Origin of the sequence: Leptolyngbya sp. KIOST-1, assembly GCF_000763385.1 — a bacterium.
In the GTDB taxonomy this organism is placed as follows: domain Bacteria; phylum Cyanobacteriota; class Cyanobacteriia; order Phormidesmidales; family Phormidesmidaceae; genus Nodosilinea.
Map to the genome: position 1 here is coordinate 3,814,150 of NZ_JQFA01000002.1, position 16,611 is coordinate 3,830,760.

Genomic DNA, 16,611 nt, shown 5'->3' on the forward strand with positions numbered 1-16,611 from the left:
GGTGTCGAAGATAGGGCGAGGGACTTTAAGAGGATATTTGGAAAGTATCAATTAGCACACGGACACCTGGATCGTAGAAAAGGCTTCCTCGGTATTAGGCTCAGAAATGAAGACTGTAGCCCCTTGGAAGCCATGACATCAGACTATTCCACCAACCTTACCCGTGACCAGTGGGATCTCCTATCCCCTTTGCTTCCCGGCCCGAAAGCCACCGGCAGACCGCGCACCGTTGACCTGTATGAGGTCATCAACGCCATGCTGTACGTGTTAGCCACGGGGTGTGCCTGGTCGCTGTTGCCCCAGTCCTTTCCGCCCTATTCCACGGTTTACTACTACTTCCGGCAGTGGAAACACGACGGGACCTGGAAGCGAGTGCATGACCATCTGATGAGTTGGGTGCGGGTGGCCGAAGACCGAGCGCCGACGCCGAGCGCCGGAGCCCTCGACTCCCAGAGCGTGCCCAGTGCGGTGATGGTGAGTCAATCGGTGGGCTATGACGGGGGTAAGAAAATCAAGGGTCGCAAGCGGTTTGCCCTGGTCGATACGATGGGGTTGCTGGTAGCGGTGACGGTGGTCGCCGCCAGCGTCCCAGAGCGGGACGGAGCCAAACAATTGCTATCGGTCGTTCACCAGGAGCGCGAGCGTCTGCCTCGCCTGGGGCTCATCTGGGTGGATGGAGGGTTTTCGGGGGTGGACTTCTTCAAGACGGTGATTGACTGCTTTGCCCTCGTCCTGGACGTGGTGCTGCGCCCTCAGGGGACCAAGGGGTTTGTCTTGCTACCGAGGCGCTGGGTTGTGGAGCGCACCTACGGCTGGCTCCATTGGTGTCGGCGGCTCAATGTGGATTACGAGCGGCTGCCTGAATCCTCGGAGGCGCTGATTCATCTCGCTATGATTCGCCTCATGTTACGGAGACTCGCGTGAGGCTTTTCATACCCCTCTCCGTGTTTCCAAATATCCTCTAACGTACTCAAGGTCATCTCGTGATGTCTGAAAAAGCCGGGAAGCCCACAAATATCGGCGAACAAAGGCCAAGGCATCGGCGAAGGTCGGGCGTTGCTTCGTGTACCAGGCGGTTTGAGGTAGGGGGAAGGTAAATTGGGGGTGCAGTCGCTGGGTGAGGAGCACGACCAGCGAGAACAGGGCCAATAGGGCAGGAGTCGTGCGTCGAATCGCTAAGTCAGACCACTGCCGCTGAGTTTCAACCCCCAAATGAGTCCGCACCTCCTGGAAGGTGACTTCGACTTGCCAGCGATGCCGAAACCAGAGCAAGATTTGGGCGGGGGTCGCCTCGAGATCAGTACAGAGAAAGGCCTGAGGCTCCAACTGGCCCAGCGGGTCACGCACCAAGACCCAACGAATGGGGACAGGAGGAAGTCCAGTGTGATACCACACGGCCGTTTGCGAGACCCATTCTAAGGTGTAGGTTTGCTGACCATACCAGCCCTCCAGGGTAAGGGACTGCCAGCGGGTGGTGGAATCCTCCAACCGAGTTTTTAGGGTGGGCAAGCGTTGCCCGACTTTACGAGGGCGGCCGATGGTGTGGGCGTCCCGAGGCGGAGGGGGTTTATAAAGGGCGGCATCTAAGCGAAGTCGAGTGACGACATGAACAGGATGGGGGAGATGGCTCACCGACGCCAAAAAGTCTAGAGCGGCGAAGCTGCTGTCGGCCACCACCACAATGGGCCGATTTCCCAACCAGCGTCGGACTTGAACCAGCATTTGTAATAGATCAGGCTTTATCTGACAGTTGGGGTATATCAGACACGTAGAAGGGTGTCAGGTCGTGTTTGATTTTTATCGTCATCTTCTACGTGTTGGTCAAGCTGTTTTGCTTTGGCCAGATGCAAGCTGTCTTTCCAGGTCTGCATTGGCGTCTTGCCGTAGCAATAGCGTCCTGAGTGCGGTCGCTCTTGATTATAAAACTCAAGCCACTCATCGACATCCTGTTGGAGTTCCTCGATGCTGTGATAGACCTTCTTGCGGAATGCCACCTGGTAGAACTCTTCGAGGATCGTGCGGTGGAACCGCTCACAAATGCCATTAGTCTGCGGTGATTTGGCCTTGGTACGGCTGTGGTCAATGTCCTCAATCGCCAGGTACAACTGGTATTCGTGGTGAGCCACGTTGCCACAGTATTCAGTACCTCGGTCAGTGAGGATGCGCAACAGGCGCACGTCATGGGCCTCAAAGAAGGGAATCACCCGGTCATTGAGCACGTCAGCGGCGACCAGTGCCGTCTTGCGGTCATAGAGTTTGACGGTGGCTACTCGGGTATAGGTATCAATGAAGGTCTGCTGGTAGATGCGCCCCACGCCCTTGAGATGGCCCACATAGAACGTGTCCTGAGCCCCAAGATAGCCCGGGTGGTGGGTTTCGATTTCGCCATGGGCCTCTTTCTCCTCCTTGGCTTTCTCCAGTGCCTTCACCTGGGCCTCGGTGAGAATCAGGTTTTCCTGGGCCGCTTTGGCTTCCAGCGCTTTAAGGCGTTTGGCGAAGGTTTGCAGGTCATGGCGCAGCCAGATCGAGCGCACCCCACCGGGCGAGACGAACAGGCCACGCTTTTTCATCTCATTGGACACGCGAATCTGACCGTAGGCCGGTTGCTCGATCGCAAACGCCACCACCGCCTCTTCAATGGCCGCCTCGACCCGGTTCTTCACGCAGGGCTTGCGACGATCAATCTCTTGCAAGGCCAATTCACCACCGCTTTCGTACAATTCCTGGTAGCGGTAGAAGGTGTCGCGCGAGACGCCCATGACTTTGCAGGCTTGGGACACATTGCCTAAGGTCTTAGCCAGGTTGAGCAAGCCCAGTTTGTTCTTGACAATCTTCTCTTGCGTATTCATTGTGACACTCCTAAGTCAGTACAAGTTTACATGGAGTGTCAGATAAAGTCTTGACTATTACAGTTGCAGGAAGTCTTGGAGAACCCTAGCCGCCTGTTCCAACTTGTCTTTGGGTAGATTATCGACTTCATCAGTCAGCACATTGCGGAGGTGCTGGCTGACCTCCTCCAGATCCGTTACGGGTTTGGCCTGGGGGCTATCCAGGTAAACCCAACGAGGGGCACCCCATTCAGTCCCTGCGATCGCGAAAAATACCCACGGACGTCGGGCCGACACAATGCTAATTCGCTTCCGTTGCAGTGCTCGCACCGAGGCAATTACCCGAGCATCGCTGGTTCGCATTCGTTCGTAAATATCCCGCTGAACCAGGGCTGATTCTCCTTCAACCAGCGATCGCACTGGAGTAAACACATCCAGGAGCTGATCTGCCGGGGTGTCAGCTTCAATCACCTCATTTAAGCGAGTGATGGTATCGGATAGCTGTAGCTCCCCGGTTAACAGTTCATTCGGCAGGGGAATATTGGCCCCCAACATCTCTGAGGAAAATCTCATCCGATCCACAAACCGCTGGTCGGAGGACAAAATGAACTCCTCGCTGTCCTTCGGGAAGAACACCTCAATCTGAGGATGGGGGCTGTCCATCCGGTCAATGCGCCCAATCCGTTGTTCAGCCACCCGCACCACGGTGGGCATATCGAGGTTGACCACTGCCGACGCCTGTTGCAGGTTGATGCCCTCTGACATGGCATCGGAGCAGAGCAGAATGACGCCTTTTCGCTGAGACCCCAGTTGACAGGCCCGGTTAGCCTTGTCTCTTTCCGCTTTGCTGGTGCCCGTCGCAATCATCACCTCACAACCCTGGTGCTGACGGAGGCGATCATGAATATCCGCTAGAGTTATTAGGCTTTTGTCAAAGGCGATGACGATGCCATGTTTTTTCAATAAGTCCGTCAGCTTCTTGGCTTTGACCGCTTCTCGACCATCCGACATTTGGTTGACCAGCGCTTCGATGCGCTCATACAGGCGAATTTCGTCCTGGCTAGCCACCTCATGCTGCTCTGGATCGGTCAGCCACTCGGGCATTGGAATATCCAGGGTTTGCTGGGCCGGTTTACCGGCTTTCTCCTGTAGGCCGCTGATCACATTGCCAGTCTCCTGAGTCTTGACCCTGGTCGAAATCTTGCCCCAGGTCTTGGCAAATTCTGTCCCCCTAATCAGCTCGATAAGACGGACTCGGGAGGATCTCAGGCTCGCCATGACGTAGTACATGGCCAGGGCAGCGGCGCTGCTCAGCCGACTTTCCAGATATTGTTCGTGGGTTCCCCCATAGAAGTCGGGCACTTCTATCGGTTTTTGAACGTACTGGATGCCTTTGAGCTGAGCAGCGGTTTCCCGAATTTGTGCGGCCAGTTGGCGGTCTTTATTGGCGGTGGCGGTATTGCGATCGCAGATATAGACATCGGTGACATGCTTGGGATAGCGGCACGGCACCCCATGCTTATTTCTAAATGCCTCTGGATTGCTCTCAATCATCCGGTTCAGCATGGTCTTGGTTCGCCGTACCGTAAAGCGTTGAATGGCCCGCTGGATTTTCTCTAGCTCGGCCTGGGCAATGTCTTCCCCTCGACGCCGCCGAATACGGCTGAGGGTATCTAGCAAGTCATCATCAAAGTTGTCGGCCCCCAGCAAATCGACAATGGCAATTAAGTCCAAGGGGCCACGATTGATGGGGGTAGCCGTGAACAGCAGCACATGGTCTGCAATATTGTTGAACAGCTGTCGAGTCCGGGTGGATTTGAGGTTTAAGAAGCGATGGGCTTCATCAACAGCAAGCACCTGGGCACGGCGGATGAGGCGCAGGACATCCTCTCGCTTGTCTTCGGTAGTGTTGCTCAACAGGCCGTGGGAACAGGTGAGGGTATTCTGTCCACACCGTTGGGACTCCTCTTGCCAGGAGGCTTCTACGCTCGGCGGGCACAGCAGGATGGGAATTTCCGTCTTGATGCGACCGGTACTCCACATCTTCTGCATCACGCTGCGAATTAGATGGGCACCGGTTTTAGTTTTGCCAGAACCGGTGGCGTCAGCCACCAGGACACTACCAACGTTCTCAATCACCCACAGGGCGTGGGCAATTCCCTGGTATTGAGAGGGCCAGAGGGCGGCTTCATCGCTGTATTGTAGGCCCTGGGTATACCGAATGGCCCAATCACCTTCCAGCAGTTCGGCACAGGCTCTGGCCATGGCTTCTTGCCAGGTGACGACGCTCAACAGCAGTTCCAGCAGTTCGATGAGTTCTGCCTGGTAGTCGCGCCCTAGCTCCCAGTAGCTCTCGGCCATCTGGCAGGCTTCTTGATAGCGCTCGGGTTCTGCTTCCCGCTGGTAGCGGCTATTGGCCTCGTGTTGGAGTTCTAAGCCGGACTGGCTGAAGTTGCTTGATCCGAGGGTAATGGCCTCATCTCCTCGGAAAATCTTGGCATGGAGGGGGCGGGATTGATTGGAGAGTCGGGCTTCTACCTTGCCGCTGCGGAGGAGTTCGATGGCCACAATCACTTTGGCACAGAGGAAGATGGAAATTCCTCGCTCCTCTAGCCAGTAGCGTTGAACTTCGGTCGCCAGGTTGCTGTCTTTGAGGCGAAAGGTGGTGCGCTGGGTAGGATGTGGCTCGTTGCCAATCAGGATTTGGATGGTGTCGAAGGCATTTTCGTCTGCTTGCAACTTCTGGTGGCATTCGGCCAGAAACTCGATCATCATGCTCAGGGAGGTGTAACCGCTGATGATGAGGGGGCGATGGGAGCTAAGCAGGTCTGGAAAGACGACCGACTTAACGGTGTGGCGATTATGGTTGTGAGGGAAGCGATCGTGGGCAGGCAATCTGAGATTGGGGTTTGCCTGAACGTCTTCGATTTGACGTAGCAGGCTGAGTTGCTCACCAGTTTCCATCGGTGCTGTTTCCCTCCCTAGGTGCTTTCCTAGCTATCCAAGCTCCAGGGTTCCCAGGCTGATACATTAGTCAAATATCAACATTGTTCCATCTTTATTAATCATTTTCATTTTGCTGCTGCAACGATTTGTTGTGCTGCGCCATCCACCAAGAAACCAATTCAACAACTAAATTTTAAACTCCCATTAATAATCTTGCCTTTCTTAAGATGAAAGTTAGAACAGTTTCTTTCTGAGAAATAATATCTGCTTGCACCTCCATCCCTGCCTGAATCTCATGCTTATAATCGCCTTTTCTCAAATAAGTCTGTTTAGGCTGAATCGTAATTTCAAAATAGGGAGAAACAGAAGATTCAGGACTGGCCTTAGAAGGTTCTTGGGGTTGCGCTTGTGGCGCTGTGGCATCAGCAGCTACAGAAATAACGTTGCCATCTAAGGTTCCATAATCTGTATAAGTATAGGCAGATACGCGCATCTTCACTTCTTGCCCAACTTTAACCTTGCCAATATCCTGAGGCGATACCCGTGCTTTGATTACTAAAGGAGTATCTTGAGGTGAAATGTGGGCTATTACTTCGCCCGGACGAACAAATTGTCCTTCATTACGAATGTCCATTTTCAGAATAGTTCCATCTGTCTGAGCACGAACAATGGTGTCTTTCAATTCATTAATAACTTGTTGAATTTCTTTTTGATCCTTGCTGACTTGAGCTTGAATCTGGACTTTTTGTTGAAGCAATGCTCCTACATCTCGTTGTAGAGTTGCTGATATGGATTCGCCTCTCGCTCTAGATTGAGCGATCTGTTCTTGAGCAACAGAAACTGTGGCAGACGTAGGATTGAGAGTGGTTTGGACTCGTTCTAATCTAGCTTGCGCTGCGATATAAGCTTGACGTTTACTTTCCACCTCTACTTGTGCTGCGGCCCCTTCTTTGCCTAACCTCTCCCATGCTTCAAATTCTCCTTTAGCAGACGCTACATGTGCCTCTGCTTCCTGAACCTCTTTGACTGCGACTGCTTGCTTATCAGTGTATTCGCGCTCAATCCGAATTAGTTCAGCTTGGGCTAATGTAATACTTCGAGCCATCAGATTCTGCTCAGCAGCAATTTGAGAACTTAAGTTCATTCTCTGAGTATCTAGCATTTGGATTTGGATCTGCCCTTGCTGAATACTGTTTTCTAACTGGCTCTTGCGGGTTCGTAAGCGTGAATCATCAATGCGGGCAATGACCTGCCCTTGCTCAACCTTCTGAGTTTCTTCTACCTCTAGTTTTTCAATGATACCCTCTGTTGCTGCTTGCACAATTTTCACCTCTCCATCCGGGCGGACTGAAGCAGATGCTCGCACAGTGTCTGGGAAGGGTGTTATGGCTGCTAAACCAACCCCAATTCCAACTGTACTCAGCAGGAAAGCACCCCCCAACGTTACCCAGCGACTTACTGACGGAATAAATTCATCGTTATCTAGAGGAATGACAAACTCTTGCTCCGTAATCTGAGAATCTTTTTGCAGAGAAGCTTCCGCTCCTCCCGCTTCAATTTTTTCTTTTGAGTTGAGATAAGAGAATTCTGAACTGGAGTAATTAGTCATAGGAGTTGAGATGTGGCAGTCTTCTGAGACTAGAGTACCCATCTCAGGTATCTTCGAGCAGCCTCTGTCATCGTTTCGGCCACCTACGGCCACTTATGGATAAGTAGGTAGACCTAAATAATCAACATGACAATCACGGCACGGCAAGGCTTTCAGCGATTCAGGGCTACGTTTAATTAGGCTCACCCACTTAGCTCATCTGAGCTATTGAGCTCGGCACTGGTCTCTAAAAGTATGATCCTTGATTTCTCGTTGCTCAGAACCCTTGTGCAGCAGGCGTTCTAAAAACCGTCCTACTTTAGCAGGCCAGTGCCTTGAGCTCCAAAGCGCTGTTTCATAAAGGCTACAACTTCCGGAGGACTCTTACTTGTCTGAGTAGCCGAAACAATGATTAACGCCTTTTGAGCATTCAAAATGAAATGATATCACCTAAGTATATTTGCTTAAGCATATTTTGCAGGCAAATGTAAAGTTATAAACCCCTTACGCAAAAGGCATTTTGAAATGCTGAGGCATAGCTCCTGTAGTGAAACTGCGGCACAAGTGGCTTCTTTATAAAGGAAAAATAAACCTAATTACTGCTAAAATCCGTGAATCTTACAATGTAGATGTCTGTGTTTAGTAGCTACTCTTAGGACAAGAGCGTAATCTATAGTGGGGATTACACTGGTGGAAGGAAGTTTTAAGGACATCCTGATACTAGTCAACACGCTTTTACAAGTAACTTTGGACAATCATTAGAGGGATATATGCAAACCTTCAAAGACGATTCACTATTTGTAGAACTGTCTAGTGATGAGGAAGCTCAAATTCAAGGAGGATGGCAGAGATGGGCTTGGGGTCAGGTAGCTAAGTACACATTCAATCAGTACAAGCAGATTTACTATTCCAACTCAGGTCAGTGTAACAAAGTTAAAAGTGAGAAAGAAAGAGCAAAGTGTAATAGCAGGGATCCACAAACTGGCAGGGCAATGGCACGTTGATGTATTTGCTTCATCTTCCAGTTTAAGCTAAAGCTTTTTCTCTGTCTCATCTCCTTTTGAAAGGTACCTAGTTACTTAGGTACCTTTCTATATTTTATGGGAAAACTAGAGACTAAAGTAATGCAACACCATCTATGAAATACCAGTGTGTACAGCAACATAGCGAAGAAGATTGCGGCGCGGCTTGTCTTGCAACAGTGGCAAAGCATTACAAAAAAGCATATGCGCTGAGCCGACTTCGGGAAATCGTAGGCACAGGCAAGCAAGGTACAACTCTTTTAGGGCTTCGGAGAGGCGCGGAGGCATTGGGCTTTAATGCCCGTTCTGTCAAGGCTTCACCCGCCATTCTTCAAAGAATGAGTGAAGTAACTCTTCCGGCAATCATTCATTGGAAGGGTAATCACTATGTGGTGTTGTATGGTAAAAGACGTGGAAAGTATATTATCGCCGATCCAGCCGTAGGAATTCGTCATCTAGAAGAGCAAGAGTTAGTTGCAGGTTGGACTGATGGCATGATGCTGTTACTTGAACCTGATCCAGACCGGTTCTCTCAGCAGGTAGAAGATAAAGTTCATGGGATTGGGCGTTTCTTCAAGCGAATTTTTCCCTATCGAGGCATTCTATTTGAGTCTTTACTGATCAATTTGGTGCTCGGTATACTGTCGCTGACCTCCCCGTTTCTGATCCAAATTCTAACTGATGATGTGTTGATTCGCGGTGACTCTCATTTACTTAGGGGAGTTGCGATCGCCATCATCGTTATGAACCTGGTCAGTAGTGCTCTCAGCGTAGTGCAAGCTAATCTGATCACTCAATTTGCCCAACGTTTAGAATTGGGTCTGGTCATGGAGTTTGGGCGTAAGATTCTTCGCCTACCTCTAAGTTACTACGAAGCCCGACGGAGCGGAGAGGTTATTAGCCGTCTACAAGACATTCAGCAAATAAACCAGCTCGTCTCACAAACCGTCATTACCTTACCTAGTCAGTTCTTCATTGCCCTGATTTCCTTAGGACTGATGGTATTTTATAGCTGGAAGCTAGTGATAGTAGTACTTCTTCTGGCTGTAGTTAGCACTATTACTACATTTATATTTCTGCCTGCTTTACAGCAAAAAATTCGTACCATCATGGTGTTAGACGCAGAGAATCAAGGTATATTAGTCGAAATCTTCAAAGGAGCATTAACACTGAAAACTACAGCCGCGCAGCAGCAATTTTGGGAAGAGCTTCAAAGCCGTTTTGGCCGTCTTTCCCGACTAGTTTATGGCACGGCACAGATCGGCATTATCAATGGCACATTCTCCAGTTTAGTCTCTGGCATCGGCAGTGTTGTACTTCTTTGGTTTGGTAGCAGTTTAGTAATCGGGCGAGAAATGAGTATTGGCCAGCTCCTTGCCTTCAGTAGCATGAGCGGCAGCTTCCTTGGTTTTTTCGGTGCTGTAATTGATTTTTCTGATGAATTTACACAAGCTAAAACAGCTACTCAAAGATTATCTGAGGTCATTGATACTCCATCAGAAAGTGATGAAACCGACAGTAAAGCCTTTGTCCAAATTCGAGATGATGTAGATATATCTCTAACTGATTTAACCTTTCATCACGCAGGTCGAATCGATTTACTCGATAATTTTTCGTTAACGATTCTAGGTGGCAAGGTGACTGCCATTGTCGGGCGCTCCGGATGTGGCAAAAGCTCTCTAGTAAAACTAGTTTCAGGACTTTATCCCTACCAATCTGGCAACATTCGGATTGGAGTCTTTAATCTAGAAGACTTGGCACTAGACTGCTTACGCCAGCAGGTTATGCTTATACCCCAGGAACCTCATTTTTGGAGCCGTTCAATTATCGAGAACTTTCGGCTCGGCTCTCCAACTATCACCTTTGAGAAAATCGTTTACGCTTGCCAAGTTGCAGGAGCAGATGAATTTATTAGTAAATTGCCAGATAAGTATCAAACTGTTTTGGGGGAATTTGGAGCTAACTTATCAGGTGGTCAAAGGCAAAGACTCGCAGTAGCAAGGGCAATTGTGAATGATCCGCCTATTCTTATCTTAGATGAATCAACAGCTGGGCTTGATCCCATCAGTGAAGCAGAAATGCTGGATCAGCTCTTGGCTTCACGTCAAGGGAAAACTACAATTTTGATAAGCCATCGCCCTAGAGTGATTGAGCGGGCTGATTGGGTTGTTTTCCTTGAGCAGGGCAGCGTCAAGCTTCAAGGCACCCCGAAAGATTTGCAGACTATGGAAGGTGACCACTTAAGTTTTCTTAATCCATGACGAGATCATTTTATATTTTCTCCTCATCAGTGCTCCAGCGGCACAACTCGTTATTAAATGGAAAAAATCAGCATAATCAGCCCTCCAACTTCATGGGCAATCGCACACCTTAATCTTCACCTCCAGCCCCACAAACCACCCTCACTTAAACCAGGTCTGCTTTAGCCCAGCGACATCCCACCCTGCCAAATCTGCCGCCGCCTCGTAGGTGCTGTGCAAGAACCCTAGCAGCGCCTGGTCTGGGTCAGCCGCCTTACGCACCGCCTCATAAGGCAAAACAAACTCCCCCAATCCCTCATGGAAAAACGCCGCCTCCGGCTTCACAGTGGCGTCTTTGAACCCCTCCGGTGTTGGGTAGGCGTAGGAATAAAACGCTGGGTAGCCCAGGCCGGTACCCGGCCAAAACCCAGCACTGCTGACCTCCTGGCAGTAAGCCTCCTGAGCCACATCGTCCGGCAGATTGGGTACGCCCCCCGGATGCGGCGGCGCAGACCGCCCCGAAAACCGCGTCACCGCCAGATCAAAACTGCCCCAGAAAAAATGCACCGGGCTGACCTTGCCGCAAAAGTGGGAGCGAAACTCGCGGAATACCCGGTCAGATTGCAATAGCACCCGCCAAAACCGCTGGGCCGCCTCGGCATCGTAGGCCCCATGGGTATCATCCTGCTCGAAGGGTATCGCGTCTGGAATTTCGTTCGGGGTGGTATGGATGCGCACAGCAACCCCTAACTCCCCCAGAGCCGCCATCACCGCCCGGTAAAAGTCCGCCACGGTTCGCGGTTGCAGGGCCACCGATCGCTTCTGCCCCGCACTGGTGACAATGCGCAACTGGTGGTCAAAAAAGTCGAAGTCGATCTGAAAAATCTGGTCATCGTGGGGGATGGTGCCCGTCGTCAGCCCCCCCGCCGTCACGTATAGTGGCACATGCCACGAGTGGTTAATCCACGGCGTTTGCACCAAGCGGATTTTGCCCACAATCTGCGTCCACAGGTGCAACGTGGTGCAGGTGTCTTGCCAGTCGTCCAGACTCAGCGGCGGCCAGAGATGCGGCATAGCGGTTTCCAAAAAAGGTCAAGCAAACTCAGAAAAGCTTGCCAGGCAGCTTGATTGCTATGCTACTTCACCATAGGGGTTGAGAAGGCGATCGTTCTACCCACCTCAGCTATGATTCAAAACTAAAAGGCTCCACAGCCGCTTCAATCGCCTAACTCTAGTCCACGGCTGTTGTGCTTCGTAACTGTAGATGAGGTGCGGTGTGGACTAGCAACAGTAACTATGTGCTGGGCAAAGGCGATCGCCTCTTTCCTACCTTGCTTGTCATAGATCAGCCTCACCGTCTCACTCCCCGCCACCAGCATCAGCGCCACCTCCTTAGCCGAGCACCCATCCCGCAATGCCCGCTGCGCCACCCGCAACTCCAAACTCACTAACGGCAGCCCCGCCGAATACTGTTCCCACTGCGCCAAGAGCTGCTCCCTCGAATTCACCTTTGGCAGTTCCTGGGCCTCTACCCTGTGCTGCTCTCTTCCAACCGTCCTTCCAACTGCTCTAGTGAGGCGATCAACTGCTGCTGCAAGGCCAGCTCGGTCTTGAGCTGCCCGTTCCAACTGCTCAAGGCCGCAATTAGCCGCCGCAACTGCTCCTGCAAGGTCGCCTGCGCATCGGACGAAGTTTCGTCGCTGACGATACGCTGCAATTGCGCGACCAAGCGCCCCAAGCTCTGGTTCCAATGTCGCGGCCACATCGCCAAATCCTCTCCAAGAGTCTGAACGTGATCTTCCAGGTGCAGCACCCGCTGAGTGTTCATGCAAGTCTCGGCCCGTAGCGGCTCTAAGCTGCTCTGCAACACGCTGGCCAATACGTTCTCCCACTGCTCTGGGGTCAAAGCCGGGGATAGGTTCTGGTTGCCGTTGTTCCCGTTCGAGTAATTGTCCATGGTTAATAACCTGTTGAGTTAAAGGCACGTAATCACTCACGTTCTCCTTGGCCCGCGACACCTGGGCCAACCGCACCAAGTCGGCCTGGCTGGTGGTGTACAGGGTCACCTCCCGCTTGGCTCTAGAAATCGCCACGTAAAACGCTTCTCGATTGGTCGTTTCGCCCAGCAGGGCCAGCACCCGCTCCGCCGTCTTGCCCTGGCTGCTGTAGGTGGTGCTCACCCAGGCGTAGTCGATATATTGATTCCCGTTGAGATTGATAGTGGAGGTTTGGCCTGCCCCATCTCGAATCACCGCTGTCCCATCAACCTCCAGCCCCATCACCACAAATCCCTGTCCATTGCGAATTCCGGCTTTGGGGTTATTGCGTGTCCATTTGAATCGATCGCCCACCGCCACCGAAATGGCTTGTGTTGTGTACGCCGTCTTACGAGGGCACGCTGCCGGATCAACTAGCAGCACCGATCCCCCCGGAGTCTCCAGCACCACCTGTTGATCTTCAGAATTCACCGCGATCACTCGGTACTGCTCGCCTCTGATCAACCCCTGCTTCCGATAATCCTGAATCGGCACCAGCACATCGCCTGGTGCATAGGCCTTGAGATAACTGGCCTGCGCCGTGGTCAAATCCTTGCGGCGTAAGCTCTGCATCACAAAGCCATCCGCGCCCAAAGCCCCTTCATCCTGTAACCCCAATCGCATCGCCTGAGTCAGAGCCAACCGTTCCACATTCGTCCCCGCCAGCACCAGCGAGGCCTCCCGCTCCTCTACCGTCAGTGCAAGGTAATCGGTGGCCACCTGCTGAATCCTCGACTGAGCTTGAGCCTCTTCTTTGACGTAGCCCGCTTGGGCCAATAGCTCAATGCCTTCACTGACCTGCCCCTGAGCCACTAGCTCCACAGCCGATCGCAGCACCCCATTCCGCTGCCGCCGATGAGTCTCCAGATAAGCGGTCGCCATCCCGCCCGCCTGCAAGCTCTTGAAAGGATTACCCGCCTCAACCGCTGATAGCTGACGGGTATCGCCTACCAGCAAGACCCTGGCCCGTTCCAATGCCGCCCGTCGCAACAGGGCATAAGCATCTTTCATGCTCAACAGCCCCGCCTCGTCCACAATCCAGAGTGTTGGTTGAGGTGTTTGATCAGGCGTATCAGAGACTAACAGGCCCGCTACGGTCGTGGTTTCAATCCCCAGCGACTCTCCCAAAACATGGGCCGCTTCAGCACTAGGAGCCAACCCTCGAATGATGTATCCCTCGGCCTGAGCCAGATCCTTCAACACACTCAACGCATAAGTCTTACCTGCCCCGGCTACCCCTTGCCACGCCATCACCGCATCGGGTGTGGTCGCTGCGATTACCACCGCGTTTTGCTGTTCCGGGTTCAACGAGTGGCTCACCAGGCTCTCTATCTGGGTACCACTGGGGACAATCGCATCCTCCTGTCCCCGACCTTGCTGCATTAAGCGGATCGTGTTGAGTTCAAGATTGAGGGCAGTTTGAGTAGTGAACTTGCCGTCGGCAACCCGGATCAGTTCCGGGCTGTCGGCGATCGCGCCCTCAATCGCCTCAAACCTCTGCACCCCCAACTCGTGCTCAAACACAAACCGCTCCAGCGTCGTCTGCCGAAACACCGACTCCCGCTCCCCGCAGTGCTGAATCGCAGCATCAATTACAGAGGTAGCCGATGGCTGATCGATGATTGCTTGGGCTATGCCTCTTGGTAGCTCCGGTAATTCCAACCCCTTCAACTGAATCAGGGCACTCCACCCCCGCTGTAACAGCCCCTCGTCCACCTCCTTGGGCTTCCGCTTCCGCGACACCAGCGTGGCCGTCTCCCGCATCGCCCGGTTGTTCTCAGACCCCGTCGCCTCCCATTCTTCAATCAGCTTTAGAATCTGCTGTCGACGGGTCGAAAAGGCCTTCAGCAACTCCGGCGAATACCCCACCAACTCAAACTGACCGTGAGCCTTGGGATCAATCTGGTATCCCTGCTGCTGGAGCATGACTGCCAGCTCATTCTGATAGATCTGGCCCAGGAGCTTTTGGTTGGCGATCGCACGTTCATTGCTCAAGCTAAACCACCGCCCATCCGCCAACTGCGTCGCATTCATCACCACACAATGGCTGTGCAGCTGCGGCTCCGCCTCCCGGCTGGTGGAATGGGTGAACACTGCTGCGGCAATACTGCCGGTCGTCACTTTCGTCCGCCCCGCCTCCGTCGAAATTCGGGTCTGGGCATACCGCTCTTCCAGTACTGATAAAGCCTTGGCCACCGCCTGATGATGGGCCTCCAACACCCGCTCGTCCTGCTGCACCAGGGCCGCAATGCTGACGCTCTTGGGGGCACTAAAGGTAAAGTCTGTTGCCGCCCGCCGCTTTTCTGGGTCAACCACTTTTCCGGTTAGGGACTGCCCATCCGTAGCCTGCCCAGAAAGCATCTGGCTGAACTCCTGTTGATTGACAACCCCAGCCAGACCCAACGACGCAGCTCCTTTGCCCACCCACTTTGTCGGGTGAGCGGCTTCTTCTGCCGAGTAATAGTCCTCGTGGGTGTAATAGGTCTCCGCCTGAGCCGCAGAGAGGTTGCTCGTGGAAAGCATGGAGAAGCTGGGTTAAAAACATGACGCCACCCTGAAGCGAAAGCGATAGCGTCTTCAAAAGCGGTAGAAACCCTTTAGGGAGAGCCATTGCCCGGTTTTTGCCAAAACCTTGGCGTACTGTGTGGCCTCTCCGCGAAGCCCCCGACAGGGGCGCAGCACTCGGATACAGGACCCGAAACTTAATTCCCATACTATCCCTGTTTTGGCATTTTGGGCAAAATTTACGAATATTGACATCCCATATATTCCCATTTCTGCAAGGGTGGTCTATGGTGGGGATGTCGCGTTTGGAACGGCCTATGCCGCACGCTTTAAATGAAAAACCAAAGGTTTTGATGGTGGCTGACCTCGGATCGTCAGCTTCGAAGGTCTTCTATCGGGTGGGAGGAGGAGCTACATTGCCTCTCTGGATGGGTGCAGAAGTTGCTCCCAATTTATCCCAAGCAGTGTTAACCCAATTTCGAGGCAGTACTCGTCCCCAAGATTCAGCCTGGCTGGAGTTGGATGATCAGGTGGTGCTGGTGGGGGAGTCGGCGAAGACTTGCTTGGAGTCCAACAGTATTCGCGCCAATAAGTCTGAGTTGGCGGCCTACAAGATTGCAGCGGCGCTGGGGGTAGTGGCTGAGTTGGAGTCGTTACCATCTTCCTTTGAGGCGATTCTGTGGTTGGCCTTGCCCTTGACCGAGTTGGGCACTCGCGATGCGATCCGTACTCAGGTGGAGGCCATCTGCCAGGGCGGGTTTCGGTTTCGGGGAGAGCCGTTGCAGGTAGGGCTGACGATGCAGGCGTTCCCTGAGGGGTTTGGGCTGTACTTGAACCGGAAGGGTGAGTTAGAGGCGGTGGGGCAGGACATCAACCAGCGCCGCACCCTGATTGTGATGATGGGTCACCGCAATCTGTCGGTGCTGTGCTTCGACGGCGGCTCGTTGCGAGCGGCGGGGTCAAATTCCAACGGGCCGGGATTTTGGTCGATGTTTGAGAAGGCAGCGCGATCTGCCGGGGTAACGCAGCCCGATTATGGCTTTCTAATGGCGGCGATCGCATCCGACCAACCCCAACAGCTCTCGGTGGCGCGGGGGCGATTGTTTGACTTCAGTGACCCGATGACGGCCTGCCTCGATACCTACTGGCAGGCGGTGCTGACCTACTGGCAAGACCAGGTCATGCCCCAGCTCGCAGCGGTGAATACCGAGGTGATCATCAGCGGCGGGGCGTCGTCGATCCTTAGGTCGCGGCTGAGTGCTTATTTCACAGAGCTGGGGTTGTCCCAGCGGGTGCTGTTTACCGAAGGTGGCCCTCGGCGGCTGGAGGCGCTGGTGCGGGGGTTGCCCGAATCGGCCCAGATTCCCTCGATGACGTTACGTATGGCCGATAGCTATGGCCTGTTTCGAGGGCTGATCGGTACGCTCGATTCCGTCGCCGTTTAGA

9 protein-coding genes are annotated in these 16,611 nt (G+C 52.9%); 3 read left to right on the plus strand and 6 right to left on the minus strand.

Annotation, left to right across the window (positions count from 1 at the left end):
• The first annotated feature begins 132 nt into the window (after positions 1 to 132).
• Positions 133 to 924 carry an IS5 family transposase gene (locus NF78_RS16890; RefSeq protein WP_035988147.1) on the plus strand — a complete coding sequence of 264 codons (792 nt, stop codon included), beginning with the start codon at positions 133 to 135 and terminating at the stop codon, positions 922 to 924.
• A 6-nt stretch (positions 925 to 930) separates the two neighbouring features.
• On the opposite strand, the gene NF78_RS33545 is transcribed toward NF78_RS16890, so the two are convergent.
• The 4 genes from NF78_RS33545 to NF78_RS16910 all read right to left on the minus strand — a co-directional run bounded on the left by NF78_RS33545 (position 931) and on the right by NF78_RS16910 (position 7,383).
• A complete protein-coding gene (locus NF78_RS33545) occupies positions 931 to 1,722 on the minus strand; it encodes a transposase (protein WP_412768526.1) in 792 nt (263 codons plus the stop codon).
• Between the two features lie 38 nt (positions 1,723 to 1,760).
• Positions 1,761 to 2,849, minus strand: coding sequence for an IS481 family transposase (locus NF78_RS16900; RefSeq protein ID WP_052050573.1), 1,089 nt, complete (start codon positions 2,847 to 2,849; stop codon positions 1,761 to 1,763).
• 57 nt (positions 2,850 to 2,906) lie between these two features.
• Complete coding sequence (locus NF78_RS16905; RefSeq protein WP_052050574.1) at positions 2,907 to 5,792, minus strand: helicase-related protein; 2,886 nt, start codon at positions 5,790 to 5,792, stop codon at positions 2,907 to 2,909.
• A 175-nt stretch (positions 5,793 to 5,967) separates the two neighbouring features.
• On the minus strand, positions 5,968 to 7,383 hold the full coding sequence (locus tag NF78_RS16910; RefSeq protein WP_052050575.1) for an HlyD family efflux transporter periplasmic adaptor subunit: 1,416 nt from the start codon (positions 7,381 to 7,383) through the stop codon (positions 5,968 to 5,970).
• 1,117 nt (positions 7,384 to 8,500) lie between these two features.
• Between NF78_RS16910 and NF78_RS16915 the strand changes: the two genes are divergently transcribed.
• Positions 8,501 to 10,645, plus strand: coding sequence for a peptidase domain-containing ABC transporter (locus NF78_RS16915; RefSeq protein ID WP_035988149.1), 2,145 nt, complete (start codon positions 8,501 to 8,503; stop codon positions 10,643 to 10,645).
• Between the two features lie 141 nt (positions 10,646 to 10,786).
• Here NF78_RS16915 and NF78_RS16920 read toward each other — a convergent pair whose 3' ends face one another.
• Positions 10,787 to 11,698, minus strand: a complete 912-nt coding sequence (locus NF78_RS16920) for a DUF5996 family protein (RefSeq protein WP_035988151.1) — start codon at positions 11,696 to 11,698, stop codon at positions 10,787 to 10,789.
• A gap of 143 nt (positions 11,699 to 11,841) precedes the next feature.
• Positions 11,842 to 15,183 carry a MobF family relaxase gene (mobF, locus tag NF78_RS16925; protein ID WP_052050576.1) on the minus strand — a complete coding sequence of 1,114 codons (3,342 nt, stop codon included), beginning with the start codon at positions 15,181 to 15,183 and terminating at the stop codon, positions 11,842 to 11,844.
• Between the two features lie 446 nt (positions 15,184 to 15,629).
• Here mobF and NF78_RS16930 point away from each other — a divergent pair, with 446 nt between their 5' ends.
• Positions 15,630 to 16,610, plus strand: coding sequence for a hypothetical protein (locus NF78_RS16930; RefSeq protein WP_156119809.1), 981 nt, complete (start codon positions 15,630 to 15,632; stop codon positions 16,608 to 16,610).
• Position 16,611: the final 1 nt, after the last annotated feature.

Coding starts and splice junctions, on each gene's coding strand:
- NF78_RS16890 (WP_035988147.1), top strand. CDS start 133: ATGACATCAGACTATTCCACCAACCTTACCCGTGACCAGTGGGATCTC.
- NF78_RS33545 (WP_412768526.1), bottom strand. CDS start 1,722: ATGCTGGTTCAAGTCCGACGCTGGTTGGGAAATCGGCCCATTGTGGTG.
- NF78_RS16900 (WP_052050573.1), bottom strand. CDS start 2,849: ATGAATACGCAAGAGAAGATTGTCAAGAACAAACTGGGCTTGCTCAAC.
- NF78_RS16905 (WP_052050574.1), bottom strand. CDS start 5,792: ATGGAAACTGGTGAGCAACTCAGCCTGCTACGTCAAATCGAAGACGTT.
- NF78_RS16910 (WP_052050575.1), bottom strand. CDS start 7,383: ATGACTAATTACTCCAGTTCAGAATTCTCTTATCTCAACTCAAAAGAA.
- NF78_RS16915 (WP_035988149.1), top strand. CDS start 8,501: ATGAAATACCAGTGTGTACAGCAACATAGCGAAGAAGATTGCGGCGCG.
- NF78_RS16920 (WP_035988151.1), bottom strand. CDS start 11,698: ATGCCGCATCTCTGGCCGCCGCTGAGTCTGGACGACTGGCAAGACACC.
- mobF (WP_052050576.1), bottom strand. CDS start 15,183: ATGCTTTCCACGAGCAACCTCTCTGCGGCTCAGGCGGAGACCTATTAC.